The organism is Microbacterium sp. ARD31 (genome assembly GCF_031844425.1).
Map to the genome: position 1 here is coordinate 46,539 of NZ_JAUZVE010000002.1, position 26,767 is coordinate 73,305.

At 71.3% G+C, this 26,767-nt stretch carries 24 protein-coding genes and 1 tRNA gene; 14 read left to right on the forward strand and 11 right to left on the reverse strand.

The features are described from left to right. Window positions 1-40: 40 nt before the first annotated feature. Window positions 41-1,369: a nicotinate phosphoribosyltransferase gene (locus Q9S36_RS06955; protein ID WP_311284497.1), complete on the forward strand. Its 1,329-nt coding sequence runs from the start codon at window positions 41-43 to the stop codon at window positions 1,367-1,369. 35 nt (window positions 1,370-1,404) lie between these two features. On the opposite strand, the gene Q9S36_RS06960 is transcribed toward Q9S36_RS06955, so the two are convergent. Genes Q9S36_RS06960 through Q9S36_RS06970 form a run of 3 tightly spaced genes read right to left on the reverse strand, consistent with a single transcriptional unit; the run spans window position 1,405 to window position 4,301 of the window. After that, window positions 1,405-1,668, reverse strand: coding sequence for a DUF3039 domain-containing protein (locus Q9S36_RS06960; RefSeq protein WP_251450221.1), 264 nt, complete (start codon window positions 1,666-1,668; stop codon window positions 1,405-1,407). 60 nt (window positions 1,669-1,728) lie between these two features. Next, window positions 1,729-3,297, reverse strand: a complete 1,569-nt coding sequence (locus Q9S36_RS06965) for a hypothetical protein (RefSeq protein WP_311284498.1) — start codon at window positions 3,295-3,297, stop codon at window positions 1,729-1,731. Further along, complete coding sequence (locus Q9S36_RS06970) at window positions 3,273-4,301, reverse strand: ABC transporter ATP-binding protein (RefSeq protein ID WP_311284499.1); 1,029 nt, start codon at window positions 4,299-4,301, stop codon at window positions 3,273-3,275. Before Q9S36_RS06970 ends, Q9S36_RS06965 begins: the two co-directional genes overlap by 25 nt. 197 nt (window positions 4,302-4,498) lie before the next feature. On the opposite strand from Q9S36_RS06970, the gene Q9S36_RS06975 reads away from it, so the two are divergent. The 3 genes from Q9S36_RS06975 to Q9S36_RS06985 all read left to right on the forward strand — a co-directional run bounded on the left by Q9S36_RS06975 (window position 4,499) and on the right by Q9S36_RS06985 (window position 7,610). Next, window positions 4,499-5,191 carry a phosphocholine cytidylyltransferase family protein gene (locus Q9S36_RS06975; RefSeq protein WP_311284500.1) on the forward strand — a complete coding sequence of 231 codons (693 nt, stop codon included), beginning with the start codon at window positions 4,499-4,501 and terminating at the stop codon, window positions 5,189-5,191. A gap of 51 nt (window positions 5,192-5,242) precedes the next feature. Then, entirely contained in the window at window positions 5,243-6,151 is a 909-nt protein-coding gene (locus Q9S36_RS06980) for a hypothetical protein (protein ID WP_311284501.1), read from the forward strand. 88 nt (window positions 6,152-6,239) lie between these two features. Further along, window positions 6,240-7,610 (forward strand): maltokinase N-terminal cap-like domain-containing protein, encoded by a 1,371-nt coding sequence (locus Q9S36_RS06985; RefSeq protein WP_311284502.1) that lies wholly within the window; start codon window positions 6,240-6,242, stop codon window positions 7,608-7,610. A 15-nt stretch (window positions 7,611-7,625) separates the two neighbouring features. Here Q9S36_RS06985 and Q9S36_RS06990 read toward each other — a convergent pair whose 3' ends face one another. After that, window positions 7,626-8,909 (reverse strand): CDP-glycerol glycerophosphotransferase family protein, encoded by a 1,284-nt coding sequence (locus tag Q9S36_RS06990; protein WP_311284503.1) that lies wholly within the window; start codon window positions 8,907-8,909, stop codon window positions 7,626-7,628. A 111-nt stretch (window positions 8,910-9,020) separates the two neighbouring features. On the opposite strand from Q9S36_RS06990, the gene Q9S36_RS06995 reads away from it, so the two are divergent. After that, window positions 9,021-10,046 (forward strand): glycosyltransferase family 2 protein, encoded by a 1,026-nt coding sequence (locus Q9S36_RS06995; protein ID WP_311284504.1) that lies wholly within the window; start codon window positions 9,021-9,023, stop codon window positions 10,044-10,046. Window positions 10,047-10,070: 24 nt separating this feature from the next. On the opposite strand, the gene Q9S36_RS07000 is transcribed toward Q9S36_RS06995, so the two are convergent. From Q9S36_RS07000 to Q9S36_RS07010, 3 genes are read right to left on the reverse strand one after another with little or no spacing between them, the layout of a single operon-like run. Continuing rightward, window positions 10,071-11,525: a CDP-glycerol glycerophosphotransferase family protein gene (locus Q9S36_RS07000; protein ID WP_311284505.1), complete on the reverse strand. Its 1,455-nt coding sequence runs from the start codon at window positions 11,523-11,525 to the stop codon at window positions 10,071-10,073. Continuing rightward, complete coding sequence (locus Q9S36_RS07005) at window positions 11,522-12,799, reverse strand: CDP-glycerol glycerophosphotransferase family protein (RefSeq protein ID WP_311284506.1); 1,278 nt, start codon at window positions 12,797-12,799, stop codon at window positions 11,522-11,524. Before Q9S36_RS07005 ends, Q9S36_RS07000 begins: the two co-directional genes overlap by 4 nt. Before the next feature lie 45 nt (window positions 12,800-12,844). Then, window positions 12,845-14,341, reverse strand: a complete 1,497-nt coding sequence (locus Q9S36_RS07010; RefSeq protein WP_311284507.1) for a trypsin-like peptidase domain-containing protein — start codon at window positions 14,339-14,341, stop codon at window positions 12,845-12,847. A 137-nt stretch (window positions 14,342-14,478) separates the two neighbouring features. Here Q9S36_RS07010 and Q9S36_RS07015 point away from each other — a divergent pair, with 137 nt between their 5' ends. Continuing rightward, entirely contained in the window at window positions 14,479-15,678 is a 1,200-nt protein-coding gene (locus tag Q9S36_RS07015; protein ID WP_311284508.1) for an aminotransferase class I/II-fold pyridoxal phosphate-dependent enzyme, read from the forward strand. Between the two features lie 17 nt (window positions 15,679-15,695). On the opposite strand, the gene Q9S36_RS07020 is transcribed toward Q9S36_RS07015, so the two are convergent. Together Q9S36_RS07020 and Q9S36_RS07025 are read right to left on the reverse strand one after the other, a co-directional pair. Next, window positions 15,696-16,565, reverse strand: a complete 870-nt coding sequence (locus Q9S36_RS07020) for a carbon-nitrogen hydrolase family protein (RefSeq protein ID WP_311284509.1) — start codon at window positions 16,563-16,565, stop codon at window positions 15,696-15,698. Then, entirely contained in the window at window positions 16,562-17,077 is a 516-nt protein-coding gene (locus Q9S36_RS07025; RefSeq protein WP_311284510.1) for a DUF6328 family protein, read from the reverse strand. The genes Q9S36_RS07020 and Q9S36_RS07025 overlap by 4 nt, the downstream gene beginning before the upstream one ends. A 91-nt stretch (window positions 17,078-17,168) precedes the next feature. Here Q9S36_RS07025 and Q9S36_RS07030 point away from each other — a divergent pair. Continuing rightward, window positions 17,169-17,242 (forward strand) — tRNA-Met (locus Q9S36_RS07030). Window positions 17,243-17,318: 76 nt separating this feature from the next. Here the strand turns inward: Q9S36_RS07030 and Q9S36_RS07035 are convergent. Continuing rightward, entirely contained in the window at window positions 17,319-17,786 is a 468-nt protein-coding gene (locus Q9S36_RS07035; protein ID WP_311284511.1) for a MarR family transcriptional regulator, read from the reverse strand. 83 nt (window positions 17,787-17,869) lie between these two features. Between Q9S36_RS07035 and idi the strand changes: the two genes are divergently transcribed. Genes idi through Q9S36_RS07070 form a run of 7 tightly spaced genes read left to right on the forward strand, consistent with a single transcriptional unit; the run spans window position 17,870 to window position 23,506 of the window. Beyond that, window positions 17,870-18,421: an isopentenyl-diphosphate Delta-isomerase gene (idi, locus tag Q9S36_RS07040; protein ID WP_311284512.1), complete on the forward strand. Its 552-nt coding sequence runs from the start codon at window positions 17,870-17,872 to the stop codon at window positions 18,419-18,421. Next, on the forward strand, window positions 18,418-19,488 hold the full coding sequence (locus Q9S36_RS07045; RefSeq protein ID WP_311284513.1) for a polyprenyl synthetase family protein: 1,071 nt from the start codon (window positions 18,418-18,420) through the stop codon (window positions 19,486-19,488). The genes idi and Q9S36_RS07045 overlap by 4 nt, the downstream gene beginning before the upstream one ends. Then, window positions 19,485-20,369 carry a squalene/phytoene synthase family protein gene (locus Q9S36_RS07050; RefSeq protein ID WP_311284514.1) on the forward strand — a complete coding sequence of 295 codons (885 nt, stop codon included), beginning with the start codon at window positions 19,485-19,487 and terminating at the stop codon, window positions 20,367-20,369. The genes Q9S36_RS07045 and Q9S36_RS07050 overlap by 4 nt, the downstream gene beginning before the upstream one ends. Further along, window positions 20,366-21,940, forward strand: a complete 1,575-nt coding sequence (crtI, locus tag Q9S36_RS07055) for a phytoene desaturase family protein (RefSeq protein WP_311284515.1) — start codon at window positions 20,366-20,368, stop codon at window positions 21,938-21,940. Before Q9S36_RS07050 ends, crtI begins: the two co-directional genes overlap by 4 nt. Before the next feature lie 2 nt (window positions 21,941-21,942). Beyond that, window positions 21,943-22,293, forward strand: coding sequence for a lycopene cyclase domain-containing protein (locus Q9S36_RS07060; RefSeq protein WP_311284516.1), 351 nt, complete (start codon window positions 21,943-21,945; stop codon window positions 22,291-22,293). After that, window positions 22,290-22,619 (forward strand): lycopene cyclase domain-containing protein, encoded by a 330-nt coding sequence (locus Q9S36_RS07065; protein WP_311284517.1) that lies wholly within the window; start codon window positions 22,290-22,292, stop codon window positions 22,617-22,619. The genes Q9S36_RS07060 and Q9S36_RS07065 overlap by 4 nt, the downstream gene beginning before the upstream one ends. After that, window positions 22,616-23,506, forward strand: a complete 891-nt coding sequence (locus tag Q9S36_RS07070; RefSeq protein WP_311284518.1) for a prenyltransferase — start codon at window positions 22,616-22,618, stop codon at window positions 23,504-23,506. Before Q9S36_RS07065 ends, Q9S36_RS07070 begins: the two co-directional genes overlap by 4 nt. Before the next feature lie 276 nt (window positions 23,507-23,782). Here Q9S36_RS07070 and Q9S36_RS07075 read toward each other — a convergent pair whose 3' ends face one another. Then, the gene (locus tag Q9S36_RS07075) at window positions 23,783-26,716 is read right to left on the reverse strand and encodes a UPF0182 family protein (RefSeq protein ID WP_311284519.1); all 2,934 of its coding nucleotides are present in this window, start codon (window positions 26,714-26,716) and stop codon (window positions 23,783-23,785) included. Between the last annotated feature and the right edge of the window lie 51 nt (window positions 26,717-26,767).

Below are 26,767 nucleotides of genomic sequence, written 5' to 3' on the forward strand. Positions count from 1 at the left end.
GATGATCGAGCCTACGCCACGGCCTGGCTAGGCTTTCGGCATGACCTCGCCGAGCACGGCCCTGCTGACCGATCGCTACGAGCTGACGATGCTCGACGCCGCCCTGCGCGATGGCACGGCGCACCGACGCTGCGTGTTCGAGCTGTTCGGCCGCCGTCTGCCGGGCGCGCGGCGCTTCGGCGTGGTCGCCGGCACCGGGCGCCTGCTGCAGCTGCTGCGCGAGTTCCGTTTCGGCGACGACGAACTGCGATTCCTGCGCGACCAGAAGGTGGTGGACGCCCCCACCCTGGATTTCCTCGAGGGCTACCGCTTCACCGGCTCGATCACCGGCTACCGCGAGGGCGAGCTGTACTTCCCCGGTTCGCCGATCCTGACGGTCGAGGGCACCTTCGCCGAGGCGGTCGTCCTCGAAACGCTCGCCCTCAGCGTGCTCAACCACGACTCCGCGGTCGCCACCGCGGCCGCGCGCATGAGCATCGCTGCCGGGGAACGCCCGCTGTCCGAGATGGGCTCGCGACGCGCCGGCGAGGCCTCTGCGGTGGCCGCGGCGCGCGCCGCCTTCATCGCCGGCTTCACCGCCACGAGCAATCTCGAGGCGGGTCGTACGTGGGGAATCCCGACGATGGGCACGGCCGCGCACTCCTGGACCTTGCTGCACGACAGCGAAGAGGATGCCTTCCGCGCCCAGGTCGCCGCGCTCGGCGCCGGCACGACGCTGCTGGTGGACACATACGACATCAGCACCGGCGTCGAGACGGCGGTGCGCGTGGCCGGGACATTACTGGGCGGCGTGCGGATCGACTCCGGCGACCTGCCGACCGTCGCGGCCGAGGTCCGTCGTCAGCTCGACGAGCTCGGAGCCGTCGACACCCGCATCACGGTCACGAGCGATCTGGACGAGTTCGCCATCGCCGCCCTGGCCGCCTCGCCCGTGGACGCGTACGGCGTGGGGACCTCCGTCGTCACCGGATCGGGCTCGCCCACGGCGGGCATGGTCTACAAGCTCGTCGCACGGCAGGGCGCGGACGGCGGCTGGGTCGGGGTCGCGAAGGCGTCCACCGACAAGGCCTCGACAGGGGGCCGCAAGGCCGCCTTCCGCACGCTCGAGCACGGCACCGCCTCGAGTGAACTCGTGATCGTCTCGGACGGGTTCGAGGAGCTCGCTTCGGCGGCAGAGCTCCCGGAGGCGCGTGCGCTGCAGGTTCCGCTCATCGTCGACGGCGAACCGGATGCCGCGGCGGAGGGACCCGCCGGCGTCCGGGCCGCGCGAGAGCACCACGCGCGCGTCCGCGAAGAGCTCCCGGTGCGGGCGCTCGCGCTCAGCCGCTCGGACCCGGCCATCCCCACCGTCTTCCGCGACGCCGACTGACGTCGCACGGGCGAGACCTCAGACGGCCCGGGTGATCACACCAGGGACTGGTAGATCTCCTTGCACGTCGGACAGACGGGGAACTTCTCGGGATCGCGCCCGGGCGTCCACTTCTTGCCGCACAGTGCCCTGACCGGCTTGCCGGTGATCGCCGACTCGAGGATCTTCTCTTTCTTGACGTAGTGCGAGAAGCGCTCGTGGTCTCCGGGCTCGATGTTCTCTTCGCGGATGAGCTCTTCGAGCTCTCGGTCGAGGGTGGCCAGGCCGCCCTGATCGGGGCTGTCGAGGGGGGTGCTCATGAGGGAACAGTGTAGCCCGCGGGGGGGTGTCGGCGGGCGGCCGACGGTGCGCCTGTGGACTCAGGTGGACTCGGCGAACTCCATGAGACGGCCGCCGCGGCGCTCGAACGCGACCGAGCCGACGACGAGTCCGACGAGGAAGACCGTCCCTCCCGCGGCCAGCCCGGCCCACAGCGCCGAATCGGCCTCCGTGATGTCGACGGTGAGCGCGCGCCAGCTGAACCACAGCGCCGGAACGGCCGTCAGCGCGGCACCGCCCAGGACGAGCGCCTGCGCGATCGCCCCGCTCGAGGTGGTTCGCTGCGGCTGCTGGAACGGGCTCTCGCCGGGACGCGAGACCGCGTACGGCGCGACGGCCGACGAGACGCTCGACAGTCCCAGCCCCCCGAAGAACAGCGCCACGCACACCCCGGTGAGGGCGGGCAGGAGCGCCCAGCGGCCGTGCAGCGAGATCGCGACGGGAATCGCGACCGCCAGCAGCGGCATCCCGATCAGCAGCACCGGCACCAGCCGGCCGATGCGATCCGAGAATCCCCGGACGCCGCTGGCGATGTGCATCCACACGGCGGTGGAGTCGTAGGCGAGGTCGTTGTGCGGCAGCCAGCCGAGGAAGAGCGCGGCGAAGGGGACGGGCACGAGCACGACGAGCTCCCAGGGCACGCCGGCCACCAGCAGCGGAACCATCGTCACCGCGGCGGCCACCGGGATGATGAGGATGTTGACGATGTAGCGGCGATCCCGGGACCAGTACAGCAGGCTGCGTGCCGACACCGCTCCCCCCGGGGTGCCGGGGGCGACGGCGAACCATCCGAGGCCGGCCCGCTCACGGACCACCGACGGGCGCTCGGTCGTGGTGAGGACGCGGTGGACCAGCAGCATCCACACCGCACCGAGGAAGATCACGGTGCCCGCCGCGACGACGAGCGACAGCGTGGCGGCATCGGGATCTGTGCCGAGGAGTCCCGGGACCGCCCACGCCGCGCCCAGCGGGGTGAGCGCCAGCGCCTGCACGGCTTCGACGAGCTGGGTGGGGACCGCGCCGTTCCATTCCAGCGACGAGAGGAAGACGCCCACCGGGACGACCACGACGACGACGGCGAGGACGAAGAGCCCCGACAGCTCGCGCGATCGCCGGCCCGAGAGGAACATCGCCGCCAGGGCCATGCACACCCGGGCGAGCAGGACGCAGGTGAGGATGCCGAGCACGACCGACACCGTCACCGGCAGCGCCGGGATGTCGAACCGCGCCCAGACGGCTCCGAAGCCCACCGCGAGAACGATGATCGCCGCGACGGGGACGCTGATCAGGCCCGCGACGACGAGCAGCAGAGCGAGGGACCGGGCGGGAAGACCCAGCAGCGTGAAGCGGCGGGGATCCAGTGGATCCGTCGCGCCTCCCATCAGGGGGGCGAGCGCGAACCCGAGGGTCACGGCCGACCCCGCCAGCACCGTGACGGTCAAGGCCGTGGTCGGCGTCGTCTCGCGCAGCGTGAGGAGTGCCCAGCACGCGGCCGCCACCACCATCGCCAGCAGCGTGAGACCGATGACGACGCGGGTGACGTGCGAGGCTCCGCCGCGGAGCGCGCCGACGAGCAGCGCGACCCTCAGTCGGAGAACGTATGCAGCCACTCCAGGCCCTCCACGTCGCTGAGGCCGCCGGCGAGCTCGACGAAGCGCTGCTCGAGGGTGAGCTCGCCGCGCACCTCGTCGACCGTGCCCTCCGCCAACACCTGGCCTGCCACGATCACCGCGACCCGGGAGCACATCCGCTCCACGAGGTCCATGCCGTGGCTCGAGAGGATCACCGTGCCGCCGTGCGCGACGTACGTGGAGAGGATGTCCAGGATCACCGCGCTGGACACCGGGTCGACCGCTTCGAACGGCTCGTCGAGGACCAGCAATCGCGGCGAATGGATGAGCGCCCCCGCGAGCATGATCTTCTTCAGCATGCCGGCGGAGTAGTCCGAGACCACGCGTCCGAGCGCATCGGTCAGATCGAACGCGCGGGCGAGATCCGCCGTCCGGCTCTCGACGACCGCCGGGGAGATCCCGCGCAGCACGCCGTAGTAGTAGAGCAGCTGTCGCCCGGTGAGCCGGTCGAAGGTCCGAAGCCGGTCGGGCAGCACACCCATGAGGCGTTTGGCCGCTAGCGGACGGGCGTTCGCGTCCACGCCCGCGACGGTGATGCTGCCGCGGTCGGGCCGCAGCAGGCCCGCGATCATCGACAGCGTCGTGGTCTTGCCTGCGCCGTTCGGGCCCACGAGGCCGTAGAAGGTGCCGGCGGGGACGGTGAGGTCCATCTCCTCCACGGCGCGGGCGCCGCCGAAGCTCTTCGCCACCCCGCGCAGTTCGAGGACCGGCGAGGCGAGATCCACAGCGGGCGGCGTGAAGGAGTCCGGCAGCTCGCCCACGTGCGAATCCGGCTCCCCAGCGGGTGCGGGGGCGAAGGACTCGGGTTCCGCCTCGGGCGCAGGCTGCGCCGGCAGGGGCGGGCGCGGCGGCACGTCGAGGTCGGTCGGCAGCGGCGGCGGCGGTCCCGGATGGGCGGGCAGGCGCACGACGCGCGGGCTCGCCAGTGCGCCGCCCGGTTCGTCCGGATCGGTCTCATGGGGCACCGGCAGCGACGCAGTCACCGATCCAAGGTATCAAGCGCCCGGCGCGGGGCCGCAACGCCGCGTGGCGATCCGCTGCAATCGGTGCAATATCACGAAACGGCAACGGAGGTCCAGCATCCTGCGCGTTCCCAGACGACATCGCTACCATGAATCCGGCACGAAGGAGTGTCCGTTCGGTGAACCGACGCTTAACCACGCACTCCAGGAGCAACACTGTGACTCTTCAGACCGTCATTCTCGCAGCCGGAATGGGCTCGCGCCTCGGGCGCAGCCTGCCCAAACCGCTCACCGAGCTGGGCGACGGCCGCAGCATCATGCAGCAGCAGCACGACAACATCCGCGCAGCCTTCGGCACCGACGCCGAGATCACCACGGTGGTCGGCTACCGCGCGGAGACGATCGTCGAGGCCTTCCCCGACGTCGACTACGTCTACAACGACCGCTACGACCAGACCAACACCTCGAAGTCGCTGCTACGCGCCCTCACCACCACCGGCCGCAGCGGCGTGCTGTGGATGAACGGCGACGTGGTGTTCGACCCGCGGGTCCTCGGCCGGGCGATCGAACTCATCGAGCGCGACCAGTCGTTCGTGACGGTCAACACCGCCAAGGTCAGCGACGAAGAGGTCAAGTACACCGTCGCCGCCGACGGCTCCATCAAGGAGCTGTCGAAGACGGTCGTCGGCGGGATCGGCGAGGCGGTGGGGATCAACTACATCTCCAGCCGCGACAAGAAGGCCTTCATCCGCCAGCTGGGTCGAGTGGATGACCAGGACTACTTCGAGCGGGGCCTCGAGCTCGCGATCGCCGAGGACGGCGTCCGCGTCCGCCCGCTCGACATCTCGGATCTGTACGCCGTCGAGGTCGACTTCGCCGAGGATCTCGAGCGGGCGAACCAGTTCGTCTGACGTTCGTCAACCCCCAGCGCTCCCCCAGCGCGCGTACCTAGGATCGGCCCGATGGCCGACAAGGTGCACCGCATACATTCGCTTCCCGGCGACTCGCCGTGGCAGAACGGGCTTCCGCCTGCCGGATCCGACGAGCACCCGGGGATCATCCGCGTGCTCGATCGGGTGCTGGCCATCCAGCGTCCGATCGTGCTGTCGCATCTGCGCAGCATCCGTCTGCGTCATCCCGATGCGGATGCGGCGACGATCATCCGGATGCTGGAGCGGCGGTATCTCGCGGCCGTGACGACCGGTGGCGCCGCCGTGGGTGCCACCGCGGTCGTGCCCGGGATCGGCACCGGCATCACCCTGGCCCTGAGCGGCGTCGAGACGGTGGGGTTCCTGGAGGCAACGACGCTGTTCGCGCAGTCGGTGGCCGAGGTCCACGGCATCCCCGTCGGGGATCCCGATCGAGCGCGTGCCCTCGTCCTCACCCTCATGCTCGGCAAGGAGGGTGTCGACCTGGTCGGCCAGCTCGCCCGTCAGGCATCGGGACGCGGAGTCACGCGCGACGCCTACTGGGGCGAGATGGTCACCAAGACGCTGCCCCGTGCGGCGATGGGACCGCTGGTCGATCGCCTCAAGTCCGCGTTCATCCACCAGTTCGCCGCCCGCGGGGGCGCCTCCTGGCTGGGCAAGGCGCTGCCCTTCGGTGTCGGAGCGGCCGTCGGCGGCGCGGGCAACAACATCCTCGGGCGACGGGTGCTCGTCGCGTCGCGCCGGGCCTTCGGTCCGCCGCCGGCACTCGTGCCCGCCGATCTCGAGCCCCGCCCGGGAACCCTGCGGCTCGAATCCGCCGCCGCCGGCGGCATCCGTCGTGTGGGCGAGGCGATCGTCGGCGGCACGCGGCGCACCGGTGAGGCGATCGCCGGGGGAACCCGGCGCACCGGAGACACCCTCCGCCGCGCGATCGGTCGCTGAGCCACGTCCGTCGTCCCCGGGACACGACTCTGCAAACGCTTGCAGGATGTCCTCGACACGAGCGTGCGGCGGCCATAGTCTCGCTGGCATGGACAGCACGCTGGGGTGTGTGGCCGCGTGGATGCCGCGACAGCGGTGGTACGCCGGCAAAGGCCGCGTGCCGAGCCTCCACCTCGTGGCGTGGTGGGACATGTCCTCCGACGACCCGGGAGCGCGCGTGCGCACCTACCTTCTCGTCGATGAGGGCGCCCTCCCACCCGTCCTGTACCAGGTGCCCGTCGTCGAGCGCGAGACCGTCGCCGTGACCGCCGACCCAGACCATGTCATCGGCAGCCCGGAGCCCGGGACGACCCTGATCGACGGCCCCTTCGATCCCGCCTACACCCGAGCCCTCGAGCGCCTGGTCACCGAAGGCGGCGAGTGCACCGGGCCCGCGGCCCGGGCCGTGGGGCATCCCGAGGGTGAGCCCGTCGACGGGTCCCCCCGTTCGGCCCAGGTGCTCACCGGAGAGCAGTCGAACACCTCCGTCGTGTTCCGAGGTGACGCCGATGCGCTGATCTGCAAGATCTACCGCCAGGTCAACGGCGGCCTGAACCCCGACATCGAGTTGTCGTCCGCACTGTCAGCCGCAGGATCCCCGTACGTCCCCCGTGCGGTCGGCGCGCTCGAGGGCACATGGCCGCACCCGTCGGATGCGTCGCGCACCATCACGGGGTCGCTCGCCTTCGCCCAGCAGTTCCTCGCGGGTGTCGAGGACGCATGGCGCGTCGCCCTGCGCGCGGCCGCCGACGGCGAGGCGTTCGACCGCGAGGCGTTCGAGCTGGGCGAGGCCACCGCGAACGTGCACGGCTCGCTGTCCGAGCTCTTCCCCACGCGTGCGGCCACCCCCGAAGACCGTGACGCGACCGTCCAGGCGTGGGCGCGCCGGCTGGCGATCGCGATCGCCGAGGTGCCCGCCATCACGGACCTGAGAGAGGCGATCGAGACGGTCTACGCCGCCGCCTCGCAGCTCGCGTGGCCGCGGCTGCAGCGGATCCACGGCGACTTCCACCTGGGCCAGGTCCTGCTCGTACCCGATCGCGGGTGGGTGCTGCTCGACTTCGAAGGCGAGCCCCTTCGTCCGATGCGGGAGCGCGTGCTGCCCGATCTGGCACTGCGCGATGTGGCGGGCATGCTGCGCTCGTTCGACTACGTCGCGGGATCGCTGCGGCTGGACGACCCCGACCGGCCGCCCGACGTCCCCCTGCGGTGGGCGCGCAGCGCGCGCGACGAGTTCGTCCGCGGCTACGCGGCCGGCTCGGGAGAGGGCCTCGACGACGTGGGCATCCTGCTGGCGGCCCTCGAACTCGACAAAGCGGTGTACGAGAGCATCTACGAGGCGCGCAACCGGCCGACCTGGGTAGCGATCCCGCTCCGGGCGATCGAGCGGCTCGTGGTGCGTCTGGACGGCTTCCGCTGAGCGGCGGGCTCGAGCCTAGGCGTCGGCGTCGTCCAGCTCCGCTTCGTCGGTGTCGGGTTCCTGGGGCTCGTCGGCGGCCGCCCGCGCGTGCCATGTCTCCCAGTCGGCCATGAGCGTGCCGACGGCGTCCTGGAAGCGGGCCGTCGCGGCTCCGGGCGACGTGTCGCCGAAGTAATGGCGCACCCAGGTCGCCAGACGGGACACGGCATCCGGGTCCGACAGCACCCGGTCGATCTCGCCGACGATCCCGGGCGCGGCCGCCGCGGTCAGCCACTCGCACGCCGACAGATAGCCGTGGGTGTCGATGAGGGCTGCGGGATCGACGGGCCGCGTGATCATGAGGGGCTTGTCGGCAGCGAGACGGTCGTAGACCATCGCCGAGATGTCGACCACGGCGACATCGGCCGCCGAGAGCTGCCACCCCAGTTCGGGGCCGTCGTCGAAGACATGCTGCGCGGCGGGGTCTGCGCTGTTGGCCGCGGCGAGCGCGGCGATGATCCTCCGGTTGGCGGCGCCGTACGCGGAGTCGACCACACCGGAGCGGGGATGCGGTCGATAGACCACACGGTGCCGGCCGGTGGCCACGAGCGCGTCGACGAGCGCCTCGCCGTGGGTCAGGATCGAACCGTAGTGCGCGCTCGGTCGATCCCCCTCCCACGTCGGCGCGTAAAGAACGACGGTGCGGTCGTCCGGCGTGTACGGCAGGGCTCCGGAGTAGTGATCGGCCTGCGGCCTGCCGATCTCGATCGTGCGGCGTTCGATGTCGTAGTCCCACAGCACCCGTGACAACCGCTCGCGCGCGGCATCACCGGCCACGAACGCATAGTCGTAGGCCTTGAACTGATTGGTGGTCATGTACATCTTGTCGGACTCGCCGTGGTTGATGAACACGTGCCAGCGGCGCCCGTAGCGGAACATCTGGAAGTTACGGGTGTTCTGGTTGACGTAGAGCACGACCCGGATGTCCTGAGTGGACAGGTACGCCTCGAGATCGCGGACCGTCGGCACGAAGGCCACCGGCAGCGCATCGTCGGCCAGGAGCGCCCGCGCGCCGATCGCCGAGCGGCTGAGCACGACGACGGGCCAGCGTGCGGCCAGGTCGGCGAGCGGCTTGTACCACTGCCGCATCTGGTACATGTTCACCGCTCCGTCGGCGAAGTAGACCGCGACGCGGAAGCGGCCCGGCGGGTGAGGCGGCCGGGTCGCCAGCGCCCGGCGCACGTCGCCGACGGCCGAGCGGCTGGCCACCGCCTTGCGGATGAGCGTGACGGCCTTGCGCGAGTCCGAGACGATGCCCATCCCTCCAGCCTACTCAGCGCCCGTCATGACATGATCGGACGCGTGCATGACGAGGATCGCGGGCGACGACGTGCGCCGGCGGTCCCTGCGGGCGTGGGCGTGACGTTTGTCATGCCGGTCCTGAACGAGCGCGAGCACCTGCGCACCGCCGTCGCCTCGGTCCTCGCGCAGGACGTCGACGGTCCGACCGAGCTGATCCTCGCCCTCGGCCCGTCCACGGACGGCACGACGGACCTCGCCCGCGCGCTGGCCGACGAGGACGAGCGGATCACGCTCGTGGCCAACCCCGCCGCCGACATCCCGGTGGGCCTCAACCTCGCCATCCGCTCGGCGGCGCACCCGATGATCGTTCGGGTCGACGCCCACTCCGAGCTCGAGCCCGGCTACACCCGTCGCGCCCTGCAGATCCTCGAGCGCACCGGCGCGGCCAACGTCGGCGGGCTGATGCGCGCGGACGGACGCACGCCCTTCCAGCGCGCCGTCGCGAGGGCCTACAACTCCCCCGTCGGGCTCGGCGGCGGTGCCTACCACGGGGCCGACGAGGCCGGCGAGGCGGAATCGGCCTATCTCGGCGTCATGCACCGCAGCGTCATCGACGAGGTCGGTCTCTTCGACGAGTCCATCCGCCGGGGCGAGGACTGGGAGCTCAATCTGCGCATCCGGCGCGCCGGCTACACCGTCTGGTTCGACCCGTCCCTGTCGGTGACGTACTGGCCGCGGGACAGCTGGCCGCGACTGGCCCGACAGTTCTTCGCCACCGGCCGGTGGCGGGGCGAACTGGTCCGCCGTCTCGGACGAGGGAACTCCCTGCGCTTCTTCGCGCCGCCTCTGCTCGTGCTGGCGCTGATCGTCGGCGTCATGACCGCCGTGCTGCAGGCCACGGGGGCCCTCTCGGGCGCCTGGGCGGTTGCGGCATCCGCGGTCTATCTGCCGCTCGTCGCCTACGCCTTCCTGGTGCTGGTGGTCGCCGCCGGTCCCGGCGGCGGGCGCGGGTGGCGCGACCGACTGTGGACGTGCGCCGTGCTCCCCACCATGCACCTGTCCTGGGGCGCCGGATTCGTCATCGGAGTGCTGCGCGGCGCCGAGCGCACCGTCGACACGTCGCGATTGGGCACGCGCAACACGCCCCTGCCGTGACCTCGCGGTCGGGGTCGGTCGGGGTCAGTCGCGGTCGACGAATCCCTGATCCAGGATGCGGGCCACCACGCGAGCCGACGCGGCCCCGTCGTCGCGCGCGTTGAACCGCTCGCGCCAGCGGGTGTACGCCGCGGCGTGATCGGCGGGATCGGCGGCCAGAGCCGCGACGAGCTCCTCCTGCGTGCGCACCACCGGCCCCGGCGCATGAGCGGCGAGGTCGAAGTAGAACCCGCGCAGCTCGCCCCGGTAGTGCTCGAGGTCGGGGACGAGGAAGTACATCGGCTTGCCGGTCGCGGAATAGTCGAACATGACCGACGAGTAGTCCGTGATCAGGGCGTCGGCGACCAGCAGCAGACGCGAGGTGTCGGGGAAGCCGGTGACGTCGATCACACGCGGGCCCTCGGCGTTGCGGCCCGGCTGAAGGGTCCGCGAGTGGCCCCGCACGAGGACGACGGCGTCCGCGGCCGCCGCCAGCGCCGCCGGATCGACGAAGTCGACCATCTCGGAGCGATCGTCGCGCCACGTCGGAGCGTAGAGCAGCACGCGCTCCCCCGGTGCGATGCCGAGGGCCTCGCGCACCGGCGCTCCGTCGCCGTTCACCAGCACGTCGTTGCGCGGATAGCCCTCGACCCAGACAGGCCGCCGCAGGAACGCGTAGGCCCGGGTGAGGATGCCGGCCGCGTACGGGTTCTGCGCGAGCAGCACGTCCCAGCGCCGGGACTCCTTGATCACCGCCGCCATCCGACGCGGCTGGAAGCCGGGCCGATGGAGCGCGAGTCGCTTCAGCGGGGTCCCGTGCCACGTCTGCAGCACTCTCTGCCCCGGCCGACGGGCGAACCGCCGGCGCAGCCAGTCGTTCACCACGAGCAGCCGCGCGGCTCCTCTGGCGCGCCACCACTCCGGGCTTCCTTCGACGACGGGGACGCCGCCCTCGGGGACCTCGACGGAGAGGTCGACGACGCTCCAATAGCGGGTGACGCCCGGTGCGCGGCGCGCGAGCTCGCGATCGATGGCGAGCGGGTTGCAGCCGGCGTTGCGCCCGTAGAAGCTCTCGAAGAACACGGCGTTCTCGAGCGCCGCGTACCGCCGCTCCAGCGCGGCCTGACCGTCGCGCGAGTCGTACGCCGGGTCCAGCGGCGGAGCGATGCGGACGGTGGCGCCGCTCAGCTCCGCCCGCAGCTCGCCCAGCACCACGGGCGGCACATCCGCCGGCGCGGGCGGCGCGGCATCCGTGCCTTCGCCGCCGGCCCCGGGGACGAAGACGAGGTCGTAGACGCCGCTCGGCAGGGGCAGGACCCGCCCGCCCCACCGGGACGCGCGAAGCGGCAGCACCGCGCGCCACGAGCCGTCGTCCTCGGTCGTGAGCGACCCCGCCACCCGGGCACGCGCGCCCACGAGTTCGACCGACGCCGGCTGCGGGGCATCGCCCCACAGCGTCAGCGTCGGCTCGTCGTCGGCGTCGAAGCGGGCCTCGGTCATGTGTCTCCCTTGCGCGGCGAGGATGGCGGGCCGGACAGGCCCGCCCGGATCGCACGGTACACCCGGACCGCATTGCCCCCGTCGCGGAAGGCATGCACCCGGGCACTCAGGTCGGTGGCGCGTCGCAGTCGCTCGTCGCGATCCGCCGGATCGGACAGGACGGCCTCGAGTTCGCTCGCGGCGGCATCCCAGTCTCGTGCCGGGGCGACGGCGACGTCGCGGTAGCTGCCGTAGAAGCCCCGCCGCCGCGTGTAGTCCGCTTCGTCCGGGGCGAGGTAGATCACCGGCAGCGGCACCAGCGCGGAGTCGAACGCGAGCGAGGAGTAGTCCGTGATCAGGGCGTCGAACCCCGGCAGCGTCGGCGTGATGTCGCGCACCAGGTCGCTGCCGATCGCGCGAACGCGTGGCGTGGGGACCGGTGGGCGGTACTCCCCCGCACCGAGCGGGTGCGAGCGGACGAGGAGGACGGCGTCCTGGTGCTCCAGCAGGTCAGCGAGGCGACGCCACTGGGCGGCATCCGGCACCGCGGGATCGGGCTCGCCGTCCCGCCAGGTCGGCGCGTACAGGATCAGGCGAGCGTCCGGGGGCAGGCCCCCGACGGCCGCCTCGATCGACGCCCGCGCGCTGCGACGGCGCGTCGCGGCATCCCCCTGCGACAGCACATCCACGCGCGGTTCGCCGGTGACCGGCACGCGGGCGTCGTCCAGGGCGAAAGCGGATTCCAGCCGGCCGCGCACGAGGTGCGAGGCCGCAGGGACGAGTCGGATGCCGCGGGTGGCGCTGCGGTACATCGCGGCGACCAGCCGGGTCGACTGCCGCTCCCCGATCATGAGCTGAATCGCTCGGGGCAGGCGCAGCATGGCGGGCGAATCGAGCCCGATGCGCTTGAGCGGGATGCCGTGCCACAGCTGCACCAGGAAGGAGCCGCGGACGGCGTACCGGTTGGCGTCCCCCAGACCGTGGGTGACGACGACCACGCGGGCGCGAGCGGTCCGCCACCATCCCCGGGGCGACGAGCGCCGGACGGCGCGGATGCCCAGTGCGGCGGCCTCCGCCGCGTCACGGTCGTCGGCGACGAGCCATACCGCCTGGACCCCATCGGCCGCCGCCACCCGCCACAGGGCGAGCGCGCCGTCGGCGACGCCGACCGCGCAGCCGAAGACCCATTCGTCGGTCGAGCGCGGGATGAGGGCGGTCGCGAGGCGCCCGGCCGCGTACAGCGGGATCGCGGCGATCTTCCGCGCGTTGCCCGCGCCGAACGAGAAGGACGCCACCACGCGAGCCTATCGCGATGGCGGCGTCCTCCTTCGGAGCCGGAACTACGGCGTGAGCTCGCCGAGCGTGACGTCCACGGTCTCGGTCCGGCCGTCGCGGACGTACGTCACCGTGGCCTCGCTGCCGGCTGCGGCGGCGCGCACCTGGGCGGTCAGATCGACCGAGTCGGTGATCGGCACGCCGTTGAAGCCGGTGACGATGTCGCCTACCTGCAGCCCTCCGGCGGCAGCCGCGCCGCCCTCGACGACCTCGGCGATGTACGCCCCGGTGATGTCGGTGTCCTCCACGAAGGCGGCGGACTGGACGCTCGCCCCCAGCAGGCCGTGGGACGCTGACCCGGTCTCGATGATCTCGTCGGTGATGCGCTGCACGATCGTCGACGGGATCGCGAAGCCCACGCCGATCGAGCCGGCCTGACCCGATGCGCCGCCGGCTGAGGCGATCGCGACGTTGATGCCGATGAGCGCGCCGTCTGCGTCCACGAGCGCGCCGCCGGAGTTGCCGGGGTTGATCGCGGCGTCGGTCTGGATGACGGCGATCTTGATCGACTCCGACGTCTGCGCGCCCATCTCGCCCTGACCGAAGTCGAAGAAGAACGGCGACTCGCCCTGCTCGCCGGACTCGCCGTCCTCACCCTCGCCCTCGCCCGTGTCGGGGGCGGCGGCCGATGCGATCTCGATGGAGCGGTTGAGGGCGGAGACGATCCCGGTGGTGACGGTGTTCGACAGGCCGAGCGGCGCGCCCACGGCGATCGTCTCGTCGCCGACGTTCAGGGCGGAGGAGTCTCCGAAATCGACGGGAGTCAGCCCTTCGGCATCCTGCAGCTTGATGACGGCGAGGTCGTACGTCGGGTCGGTGCCGACGACGTCCGCGTCGTAGACCCGGCCGTCCGAGGTGGTCACCCGGATAGCGGCGCTGCCGGTGGCGCCGTCGAGGGTGACGACGTGCGTGTTGGTCACGACGTAGCCGTCGCTGGTGAGCACGACGCCCGACCCCGTCCCGCTGCCGCTGCCGCCGGACGCGCTGATGGTGACGACGCTCGGCACGACCTTGGCGGCGATCGCCGTGGTCTGGTTGACCGACCCGTCGTCGTTGACGGTGACCGTCGAGGGGCCTGCGGCAGGGCTCACGCTCTCGGGGGCGAACAGACTCACCCCTGCGTACGCTCCGCCCAGACCCGCGGCGCCCCCGACGAGGGCGGCGGCGACGATGAGGCCGGCGACGCGCCCGGCGCCCGAGCCGCGTCTGGGTTCGGGCTCGCGCTCGGTCGCCACGGGACCTGAGGGAAGAGGGGTGGTCGGCTGCGTGTATCCGGGGGGCGGGGCGTATGACGCGCCTGCCGGGTAGCCGTGCGGCGGCGCGGGCCGCTCAGCGGCGACCGCAGCAGGGGTCGTCGGCGGGGCGGGCCACGCTCCGGTCGACGGCGGGGTGGGCGGGACGGGCGGGGTGGACGCTGCTCCCGCGGACGACGCGGTCGCCGGGGCGTCCGCCGATTCGCCGGGGTGCTGATCTTCAGGGCGCGTGCCCGAGGTGTCGCTCATGGATGCTGCTCCTTCTGCCGACCGCTGTCCGCTGTCGTTGACTACTGTCCGGTACCACTGTGGCGGCGGTAGCTGTGCGTTTCTTATGCCGGGGATGGGACCGGCCTATGTGATCGGTTCGGCGTAGTCTCGGCCGCATGCGACACATCTCCGGAGCATGGCACCGCACTGCCGCGGGCGCCGGACTCATCGGCTCGGACGGCACCATCCACCCCACCATCTTCGCCGAGATGTCGGCCCTGGCGGCCCGAACCGGCGCGATCAACCTCGGCCAGGGCTTTCCGGACGAGGACGGGCCCGCCGCGGTGCTCGAGGCTGCGCGCGAGGCCATCGCGAGCGGCGCGAACCAGTATCCGCCCGGCCGCGGCATCCCCGCCCTCCGCGAAGCGATCGCCGCCCACCAGCGTCGCTTCTACGACCTGCGCCCGGACCCCGACACCGACGTCCTCGTGACGGCGGGTGCGACCGAGGCGCTCGCGGCGACGCTGCTGGCCCTGGTCGACGGCCCCGACGACGAGGTCGTCGTCTTCGAGCCGCACTACGACGCGTACGCGGCGCTGGTCGCCCTCGCCGGGGCACGCCTGGTGACGGTGCCCCTGCGCTGGCCGGACTTCCAGCCCGACCTCGAGGAGCTCGCCGCCGCCGTGTCGGACCGCACGCGCGTGATCCTCGTGAACGACCCGCACAATCCCACCGGGACCGTGTTCGCCGCGGGGGTCCGCGACGAGATCGTCCGGCTCGCCGACAGGCACGACGCGATCATCGTCACCGACGAGGTCTACGAGCACCTGGTCTTCGGCGATCGGCACGTGCCGATCGCCACACTCCCTGGCGCGGCGGGACGCACGCTCAGCATCTCGTCGGCGGGGAAGACCTTCTCCACGACGGGGTGGAAGATCGGCTGGGTCACCGGGCCGGCAGACCTCGTGGACGCCGTCCTCGCGGTAAAGCAGTTCCTCACCTACGTCAACGGGAGCCCCTTCCAGCCGGCCATCGCCGTGGGGCTGGGTCTCGACGACGGCTTCTTCGCGGGCGCGGCGAGCGCGCTCCGGCACAAGCGGGACGTGCTGGGCGACGGCCTGCGAGCCGCCGGCTTCGCCGTATCGACACCGGCGGGTTCGTACTTCAGCGTCGCGGATGCCGCCGCTGTCGGCGCGGTGGACGCGCACGCCTTCTGCCGTGAGCTCCCGGACCGCGCGGGTGTGGTGGCCGTGCCTCTGACCGCGTTCACGTCGCCGCAGCGCCGGAGCGAGTACGCCACGCTGGTGCGCTTCGCCGCCTGCAAGCGCGTCGACGTCCTCGAAGAGGCTTCGCGCCGCCTGTCGGCGCTGGCCTGACATCGCGCCGACAGAGGTCAGGCCGAGCCGGAGTCCGGCGGCGCCGGGATGCCGTCGGCCGCCACGACCCGGAATCGCCGCAGCCGCAGGGCGGGATTGACCCGGCGCACCCGCTCCACGGCATCGAGGTCGAGATGGGCGACGGCGACATCGGTGGCGGTGCCCACGGCGGCGATCTCGACGCCCTGCGGGTCGACGATCATCGACGCACCCACTCCGAGCGGCGGCGGGTGGTCGGCCGCGGCGACGAACACCGTGTTCTCGATCGCCCGGGCGTGCAGGAGCGTGCGCCAGTGATGCTCCTTCAGCGGGCCGCGCACCCACTCTGCGGGGACGAGGATCGCGTCGGCCCCGGCATCCACCAGGGTGCGCGCGACCTCGGGGAACCGCAGGTCGTAACAGGTCATCAGCCCGAAGCGCAGACCGCCGTGGGAGAACACCTGCGGCGGGGCCAGCTCGCCCGCCTCGATCCAGTCGGACTCCCGCTGGCCGAACGCGTCGTAGAGGTGCAGCTTGCGGTAGGTCGCCACGAGCCCGTCCGGCCCCACGGCCACAACCGTGTTGCGTACGCGCCGGTCGTCCCCAGCCCGTTCCACCAGGCCCGCGACGACGACGATGTCGTTCTCGCTCGCCAGGGCGGTGAGCGCCTGGACGAAGGGCCCGTCGAGCGGCTCGGCGTTCTCGGCGAGGGAGGAGTCGAACGGGTCGATGAAGAAGCTGGAGTATTCGGGCAGCACCACCAGGCGCGCGCCGCGCGAGACGGCAGTGGTCACGAGCGCGGTGATCGTCTGCACATTGGCGGCCGCATCGGCCGCGGGCGAGAACTGCGCCACGGCGACCGGGAGCGACGCGTCCGCCGGCCGCTCCCCCGCGACCGGTCCCGTCACGATCCGTCCTTGGCGCGCAGCTTCATCCGCACCATGTACGGCGCGACGATCCACGCGATGACGATGACGACGGCCAGCGCCCCCAGCGCCGTCCAGGCCGCCGCGTCGCCGACGACGACGTCGAAGACGAAGGCGACCACCCCCACCAGCAGGAGCGAGACCGTCAGCAGAGCGGTCATCAGAGCCGCGTGCCCATAGGCGACCACCTGGAGCTTCGCGCGCTGGCGGAACAGCACGCGGTGAAGCGCCACCGGTGCGAGGGCGATGACGGCGCTCAGCGCCGAGAGGACGACCAGGACGAGGTAGACGAAGCGCTGGCTGTCATTGAGATCCGAGAACGCCGGTTGGAACGCGAGGGCGAGCAGGAAGCCGGTGAGGATCTGCGTGCCCGTCTGGAGCACGCGCAGCTCCTGCAGCACCTCGCTCCAGTTGCGGTCGGCGCGCTCCTCCGGGGTCTCGTCGCGACCCTTCGCGCGGTCTTCGCTGCGGCCGGAACGGCGGGGTGAATCCATGTGCACATCCTCCCGCTCCCGCGCTCGCAGCGGCAAGGACCGACCCCGATTCGCGGACCTGTTGAACCCGTGCTAGGCTTTCCTCTTGTGCCGCGGGGTGGAGCAGTTCGGTAGCTCGCTGGGCTCATAACCCAGAGGTCGCAGGTTCAAATCCTGTCCCCGCAACAGATGAAGAAGGCGTCCCTCCGGGGGCGCCTTCTTCTTTTCCCCGATCAGCGGTGTAAACGGCACGCCCGCGTCGTCATGTCGTCAGCGCGTCCCCCAGCTGCGCGAGGAACCTGGCCACGACCGCCAGCTCGTGGTCGGTGTAGCCGTCCGCCACCGCGCGCAGCGCCTGCATCCGCTCGCCGAAGTGCTCGAAGAAGGTTCGGCGCGACTGGGGTGTGAGGACGATCACGCGCGCCCGGCGGTCGTGCGGGTGCGGACGACGCTCGACATGCCCGGCCGCGGTGAGACGGTCGAGCAGTTTCGTGGTGGACGCGGTCGAGATCCGCAGGTGCGCGGCCACGTCGTGCGGAGACACCGACTCGCCCTGCTGCTCTCGCATGATCAGCATCCGCAGGGCCTGCAGGTCCGAGGCGTTCATCGCCAAGTCGTCCTTCATGTCGCCGTTCATGCGATCCAGCGCGTCGCTGAAGGCGCGCACGGCATAGAGCACGTCGAGCACCGCGCGGTCGTGATCGGTCCGCGGTTGCCACGGTTGAGCCATGTGGACACCATCCCTGGTTCACTTGTATCATCGACCACACGCCGATCGCTAGCTAAACTAGCGAATTAACAGGGAGAACGAAGATGACCGATGCCGACCACGTTGTGCTCCTCGATGACGAAGGTCGCGCGATCGGCACTGCCCCCAAGAGCAGCGTCCACGGCACGGACACCGCCCTGCACCTCGCCTTCTCGTGTCACGTCGTCAACGCCGCCGGCCAGGTGCTGGTGACCCGCCGGGCGCTGGACAAGAAGACCTGGCCGGGAGTGTGGAGCAACTCCTTCTGCGGCCACCCCCGGCCCGCCGAACCCGTCATCGCCGCCGTGCACCGCCGTGCGGAGTTCGAGATCGGACTCACGCTCACCGAACTCGAGCTGGCGCTGCCGTTGTTCCGCTACCGCGCCGTCGACGCGACGGGAATCGTCGAGCACGAGGTGTGCCCGGTCTACACGGCCCGCACCGACCAGGAGCCGACCCTCAACCCCAACGAGGTCGTGGACGCCCGCTGGGTGGATCCGCTGGATCTGGCCGCGTCGCTCGAGGCCACCCCGTGGGCCTTCAGCCCGTGGCTGGTCCTCCAGGCCCGGCAGCTCCGGCTGTTCGAATCCGTCGCCGAGCGTCGGCGCGCATCATGATCCCGCGAGCATCACGTCCCGACCTCGACGCGGCCATCGACTCCGCGATCGACCGCATCCGCTCGCGGGCCGACCTTCTCGGCGACGGCTTCGGCGCATTGGCCGACGCGGTCGGTCGCGCCGCGAGCGGGGGCAAGCGGTTCCGCCCCGCCCTGGTGTGCGAGTCGTACGACGCCTTCGGCGGATCGCCCGCCGCCCTCGCCGAGGTCCACCGCATCGCCGCCGCGTTCGAGCTGCTGCACGCGGCCTTCGTCGTGCATGACGACGTGATCGACCACGACACCGTCCGGCGCGGCATCCCGAATGTCGCCGGCGAGTTCCGCATGCGCGCCCGCAGCCTGGGCGCCGATGCCGCCGGAGCCGCACTCCTCGGCGACGCCGCAGCGATCCTCGGCGGCGACCTGCTGCTGCACGAAGCGCTGCGACTCGTCGCGCTCGCCGACGTACCCGGCCCCGCACGCACCCGGGTGCTCGAGCTCCTGGACGACGCCGTGTACGTGTCGGCGGCCGGCGAGCTCGCCGACGTCGAGAACAGCGTCGTCTCGGACGACGCGATGCTGGACGAGGACGACGCGTCGCACCTGCTGGCGACGGCCTTCAACAAGACCGGCGTGTACTCGTTCCGGGCGCCGCTGGTCGCCGGTGCCGTGCTGGCCGGGGCCCCCGAGGAGGCCCTGGACGCACTCGAGAGCGCTGCCGACCGCCTGGGCCTGGCCTTCCAGCTGGTCGACGACCTCATCGGCGCATTCGGATCCGCCGAGCAGGCCGGTCGGGAGACCGGCGGCGACCTGCGCGAGGCCAAGCGCACCCCCCTCGTGGCCTTCGCGCGCAAGACACCCGTCTGGGAGCAGGTGGACTCCGCCCTCGCCGTCGCGCACACCGGACCCATCGCCGTACGAGAGGCGCAGCGGATGCTGGAAGACAGCGGCGCGCGGGTCCAGCTGCGCGACCTCATCATCGCGACGCTCGACGAGGTGCGCCTCGACGCGGAGGCGGATGTGTTCCCCCCGCGGGTGGCAGGGCTTCTGCGGGCTCTCGCCGACAGCATCCAGGAGCGGGTTCCGTGAGCGGACGACGTCGCGACGCCGAGGCGACCGGTCTGGACCTCTACGACGCCGCCGCGCAGGACGCCGCCGACACCGTCATCGCGCGCTACTCGACCTCGTTCAATCTCGCCTGTCGTCTGCTCGGCCCGAGACCCCGCCCGCACGTGCGCGCCGTCTACGCCCTCGTGCGTGTGGCCGACGAGATCGTCGACGGCCCGGCCGCCTCGGCCGGTCTCACACCCGATGCACTGCGTGCGGTGCTGGACGACCTCGAGGCCGAGACCCTCGCCGCCATCGATCGCGGGTTCAGTGCGAACCTGGTCGTCCACGCCTTCGCCCGCACCGCACGGGCCTGCGCGATCGGCGAAGACCTCGTACGCCCGTTCTTCGCGTCGATGCGCACCGACCTGTCGACCGCCCGGCACGACGATGCGTCGCACGACGCCTACGTCTACGGCTCGGCCGAGGTCGTGGGGCTCATGTGCCTGCAGGTGTTCGTCGGCGCCGGCCGGCCCCATCCTGTGCGCCCCGACCCGCGCCTGGTCGATGGCGCACGGCGACTCGGAGCCGCGTTCCAGGACGTGAACTTCCTGCGCGACCTCGACCACGATGCATCCGCCCTGGGCCGGGACTACCTCGGACTCGCGGACGGCCGGATCAGCCGTGAAGACGTGCTCGATCGCATCGACGCCGACCTGGCTGCGGCGGCCGCCGTGGTGCCCGACCTGCCCGCGGACTGCCGACGCGCCGTGACCGCGGCGCACGACCTGTTCGCGGAGCTGTCGGCACGCCTGCGGCGTCCGCGCATCGAGGGCGTGCGCGTGCGCGTGCCCGACCCCGTCAAAGCCCGACTCGCGGCACGTGCCGCGCTCGGCTTCGCACCCAGAGAGGCCCGACTGTGACGCGCACCATCACTCCGCCCGGAACCGCTGTGATCGTCGGCGGCGGCATCGCAGGGCTCGCCACCGCCGCGCTCCTGGCCGAGGAGGGATGGCGAGTCACGCTGTGCGAGGCCCGGGACCAGCTCGGGGGACGTGCCGGATCGTGGGAGAGCGACGGCTTCCGCTTCGACACCGGACCCAGCTGGTACCTGATGCCCGAGGTGTTCGAGCACTTCTTCCGGCTGCTGGGCACGACCGCCGCAGCCGAACTCGACCTCGTGCGGCTCGATCCCGCGTACCGGGTGTACGGCGAACCCGGCGCCCACCGAGACCCCGGCGCGATCGACGTCCGCTCCGGCAGGGCCGAGGCGGTGGCGCTCTTCGAGAGCATCGAGCCCGGAGCCGGTGCCGCCCTCGAGGAGTACCTCGACTCGGCAGCCGATGCGTACGAGCTCGCCGTCGGACGCTTCCTCTACGACACGTACGAGACGACGGCGGGGCTTCGAGACCCGGCGCTGCTGCGGCGCGTGCCACAGCTGGCGCCGCTGCTCACCCGCACCCTCTCGACGTTCATCGAGAAGCGCTTCCAGGATCCGCGCCTGCGGCAGATCCTCGGCTATCCGGCGGTGTTCCTCGGCGGCTCCCCCTTCGGCGTCCCGAGCCTCTACCACCTGATGAGCCACCTCGATCTCGACGACGGCGTCCTCTACCCGCGGGGCGGATTCACCGAGATCATCGCCGCCATCGAGCGACTCGCCCGCGCGCGCGGCGTCGAGATCCTCACCGAGGCTCCCGTGGCCGAGATCGAGACGACCGATGCCGTGGCCACCGGCATCCGTCTGGCCGACGGTCGCAAGCTGGCCGCCGACCTCGTCGTCTCGACGGCCGACCTGCATCACACCGAGACGGTCCTCCTGCCCGAAGCCCTGCAGACGTACCCCGAGAAGTGGTGGGACGCCAAGACGCCGAGCCCGGGCGCGCTCCTGCTGATGCTGGGCGTGGAGGGCGAGCTGCCGCAGCTCGCGCACCACACCCTGATGTTCGCCGCGGACTGGCGCAAGAACTTCGACGACATCTTCGGCGAGAGCCCCCGCATCCCGACGCCCGCGTCGCTCTACGTGTGCCGCCCCAGCGCGACCGATGCCACTGTCGCCCCTCCCGGTCACGAGAACCTCTTCGTCCTCGTTCCCATCCCCGCCGACCCGCACATCGGTCGCGGGGGCGTGGACGGCGACGGCGACCCCGCCGTCGAGACCGCGGCGGACACCGTGATCGCACAGATCTCAGCCTGGTGCGGCATCCCCGACCTCGCCGAGCGGATCGTGGTGCGCCGCACCGTCGCACCCGGCGACTTCGCCGCAGACCTCAACTCCTGGCGCGGCAACTCACTGGGTCTGGCTCACACCCTCGGGCAGAGCGCGGTGTTCCGGCCGCGGAACGCGTCGCGCAAGGTGCGCTCCCTCGCCTACGCCGGCACCTCGACCCTTCCCGGCATCGGCCTGCCGATGTGCCTCATCTCAGCGGAGCTCGTCGTCAAGCGCCTGCGCGGCGACCGCTCCCCCGGTCCCGTCGCCGAGCCGGCGAGGGTGTGAGGATGCCGGGTCTGTATCTCGCGGCGATCCTCGTCTCGGCCGCGGGCATCGCGACGATCGACGCCCGGTTCCGGCTCGCCGCGTTCCGAGCGCCCGGCCGCACCGCGGCTGCGGTCGCGATCGGGGTGGTCTTCTTCCTGCTGTGGGATGCCGCCGGCATCGTCAGCGGCGTCTTCTCCAAGGGCGACAGCCCCCTCTTCGTCGGCGTCGACCTCGCGCCCGAGCTCCCCCTCGAGGAGCCCGTCTTCCTCGCGTTCCTGTCCTACCTCGCGCTCGTGCTGCACGCCGGCGCGACGCGCGTCATCGCCGGCCGCAGCGCCCGGACCGCGCAGGTCGGAGGGGAGCGGGCGTGACGTACACCCTCATCAACATCCCCTTCGTGATCGTGACCGCCGTGGTGACCCTGGCGACGCTGCGCCGGCCCGGCTTCGGCCGTCGGATGGCCGCGTCGGGGATCGCCGCCGCCGTCCTGTTCGTCCTGACCGCCGTCTTCGACAGCATCATGATCGGCTCCGACCTCGTGCGTTACCCCGAGGAGTCCATGAGCGGCATCCGGATCGGCCTGGCGCCGATCGAGGACTTCGCGTACGCCGTGTGCGCGGCTTTCCTGATCCCCGCGGTGTGGACGCTGCTGACCCCCGGAGGTCGTCGGGCCGGCGCCGAGGCGGACGCGCGGTGACCGGCACGGCGCTGACCGCCGCGCGTGTGACGCGCGACCTGTTCGTCTCGTCCCGACCGGTGAGCTGGATCAACACCGCCTATCCGTTCGCCGTGGCCTATCTGCTCGTCACCCGCGACATCGACCTGATCCTCGTGGTGGGCACGCTGTTCTTCCTCATCCCGTACAACCTGGCGATGTACGGCATCAACGACGTCTTCGACTACGAGTCGGATCTGCGCAATCCCCGCAAGGGCCGTGCGCACGGTGCGATCCTCGATCGGCGGATGCACCGCGTGACGCTGTGGGCGGCGGGGCTCTCCTGCGCGCCGTTCGTCGTCTTCCTCGTCGCCGTGGGGTCGCCGCTGTCGTGGGCGGTGCTGGCGGCGAGCCTCTTCTTCGTCGTGTTCTACAGCGCTCCACCGCTGCGGCTGAAGGAGCGCCCGTTCGCCGACTCGGTGACCAGCAGCATCCATTTCTTCTCGCCCGCGGTCTACGGGCTGGTCCTGGCCGGCGCGACGTGGACGTGGCAGCTCGTGGTGATCATGGTGGCGTTCGCGCTGTGGGGTATCGCCTCGCACGCCTTCGGGGCCGTGCAGGACGTCGTCGCCGACCGCGAGGCCGGCATCGCCTCGATCGCCACGGCGCGCGGCGCTCGCTGGACCGTGTGGTTCGCGCTGGTCTGCTACGCCGCCGCCGGGCTCACGATGCTCGCCACGTCCTGGCCGGGGCCGCTGGCCGCCGCCGTCGCCCTCCCCTACCTGCTCGCGGTCTGGCCGTACCGCGCGATCACCGACGGCACGGCGCACCTCGCCACACGCGGATGGCAGCGGTTCCTGTGGCTCAACCAGCTGGCGGGCTTCCTCGTCACGATGCTCGTCATCTGGTACGCACTTCTGACGGCCTGACGGCCTGACGGCCTGACGGCCTGACGCGCCAGGTCGCGGCATCCGCGCCCGATACCGACGGGCCGACCCCACCGGCGCGGCAGGTCGCGGCATCCGCGGCATATATCGACAGGCCGACCCCACCGGCGCGCCAGGTCGCGGCATCCGCGCCATCGATCCCTGCAGCGGATGCCGCGCCCTGCAGCGGTGGCCTGACAGCAGCCCGGGCGTGAGAACGGCTCGGGCCCCGGCGCAGCGCACCGGGGCCCGAGCGAGCGTTCTGCTCGACGGCTGGGCTCAGCCCTCTTCGCTCAACTCGAGCAGGCGGTCCACCGCAGCGGTGAGGCGCTCGTCGGCTTCGCCGAAGGCGGTCCAGTCACCGTCCTGCAGCGCGGCGTCGCGGTCGATCATCGCCTGGCGGGCATCCTGCAGTGCCGCCTCGTACTCGTCGGCCGGGACCGTGGGCTCGGCCGGCTCCTCGGGAGTCGTGGGCTCCTCGGGATCGACCGGCTCTGCCGGATCGGTGGGAAGCGGCACCGGATCCACGTCGCCGTCCCCGGCGTTGGCGCCGGAGTCGCCGCCGAACAGCTCGTCCAGCGCTTCGTCGAGCGTGTCCTCGAACGCGATGTTGTCGCCGAAGGCGACCAGCACCTTGCGCAGGGTCGGCAACTGGGTACCCTGCGACGCCTGGACGAAGACCGGCTGCACGTACAGCAGACCGCCGCCGACGGGAAGGGTGAGCAGGTTGCCGTTGAGCACCTCGGACTGACCCTGCTGCAGGATATTGATCTGCGACGACACCGCGGTATCGGAGTCGAAGCGGTTCTGCACCTGGCCGGGCCCGGGCACCGTGGTCTCGGCCGAGATCTCCAGCATCCTCAGCTTGCCGTAGTCCTCCGCCCTCTGACCCGCCTCGCTCCCCGCGTTGGAGTCCACCGCGAGGTAGCCCATCAGCACGTTGCGGCTGGCCGTTCCCGCCTCGGAGGACGGGATGAAGGTGGTGAACATCGAGTACGACGGCTGCTCCTGACCGGGCATCTGCATCGTCAGGTAGTAGGGCGGCTGCAGACGCGTGTCGGTCTGCGGGTCGTTCGGGGTCGCCCACGCGTTGTCGCGCTGGAAGAACGCCCGCGCGTCGTCGACGTGATACACCCCGAGGAGCGCCCGCTGGATCTTGAACAGATCCGTCGGATACCGCACGTGGCTCATGAGGTCGGCCGACATCTCGCTGATCGGCTCGAGCGTGGAGGGATAGATCTTCTGCCACGCCTGCAGCAGCGGATCCTCCTCATCCCACGCGTAGAGCGTCACCGAGCCGTCGTACGCGTCCACGGTGGCCTTGACCGAGTTGCGGACGTAGTTGATGTCGTCCAGCGTGAAGCGCGGAGCGGTGTTGTTGGAGTCGGCGATCGCCTGCTGGAGGCTCACCGTCGTGGAGTACGGGTAGTTCGAGCTGAGGGTGTAGCCGTCCACGATCCACACGATCCGCCCATCGACGACGCTCGGGTACGGGTCGCTGTCGAGCGTGAGATACGGCGCGGCCTTCTGCACGCGCAGCGCCGGGTCGCGGTCGTACAGGATCTGCGACTCCTCGTTGACCGAGTCCGAGAACAGGATCTGCTCGGACTGGAACTTCAGGGCGTAGATCAGCCGGTTGAAGACGTTGCCGACGCTGGGGCCGCCGTCGCCCTCGAAGGTCGTGCGCGTCTCGTTCTCGCCATCGGCGCCCGACGGGTAGTCGAGCTCGATCGGCTCCGCGTCCGCGGGTGCGCCCACGATCGAGTACGGCGGCGAGTACTCGCCGAAGTACACGCGGGGCTGGAAGTCCTCCTGCTCCGAGAGGAAGCCCGCCGCCGGGATGCCCCGCTCGAGGAAGACCGGGTTGCCGTCGTCGGTGCGCTCGTTGCCCGCCGCCGCCACGAGACCGTAGCCGTGGGTGTAGACGAGGGTGTTGTTCTGCCAGTTCGACGCGGCGCCGAGCTGCTCGACGTTCAGCTCGCGCACCGAGACGATCGTGTCCTGCGACTCGCCGTCGATCTCGTAGCGGTCGACGTCGAGCGGGTCCTGGAACTGGTAGTAGGCGCGGTATTGCTCGAGCTGCCGAACGGTCGGGCCGATGATCGCCGGGTCCATGATGCGGATGGATGCCGTGGTCTCGGCGTCCTCGCGCAGCTGACCCTCGGCGGCATCCGTCTCGGCGGTGAAGTCGCTCTTCTCCAGTCCGTCGATGCCGTACGCGGCCTTGGTCATCTCGAGGTTGCGCTCGTAGTACTGCGCCTCCAGCGACAGCTGGTTGGGCTGCACCTGGAAGGTGCGGACCACCCAGGGGTAGCCGACGCCGACCACGATGGCCGAGACGACCAGCAGCGCCGTCGCGATGAGCGGGTAGCGCCAGCGGCCGATGACGGCCGTCACGAAGAAGAGGATCGCCACCAGCACGGCGACGATCGCGAGGACCGTCTGGCCGGGGATGACCGCGTTGGCCTCGGTGTAGCCGGGCCCGGTGATGCGGCCCATGCCGCCCGGCTCGATCATCGTGCGATAGCGGTCGAGCCACAGGCTCGCGCCCTGCACGAGCAGGTACAGGCCGGCGAGGACCGCCAGCTGGATCCGGGCGGACTTGGAGATCCGCAGCTCGCGCTGACCGACGCGCACCGACCCGTACAGATACGACACCGCGGCGGTGACCAGGAGGCAGACCAGGAGAACGGCGGAGACGAAGCCCAGGAGGGCGCTGTAGAACGGCATCCCGAACAGGTAGAAGCCCGTGTCGAGCCCGAACTCGGGGTCGACCTCGGAGGTCGCGACGCCGTTGACCCACAGCCACGTCGTCTCCCACTGGGCCGACGTCGAGAAGCCGGCGAAGAAGCCGAAGAAGACCGGGATGCCCCACATCGCCAGGCGACGGAGCGGCTCAACGACCTCCTGGTACCGGTCGAGCTGCGAGCTCAGCCGGGCGTAGACGGGGCGCAGCCGGTACGCCAGCTGGATCGCCAGCCATACCGGAACCGCCATACCGAGGAATCCGACGACGAACATGACCGTACGCGCGATCCACTGCGTCACCAGCACGGAGTCGAACCCGAGCTGCTCGAACCAGAGCCACTCCGAGTAGAGGTTCGCGAAGACGAAGAACGCCACCACGAGGGCGGCGATCACCGCAAGGGAGATCGTGATGATGCGTCGGGAGCGGGACGGTGTGGCCGGTATCGGCGCCGAGGTCGTGGTCACCGTTCCATCCTAGGCGGCGGATTCACACGTCTTCCCGAGTCCCCGCTGGGG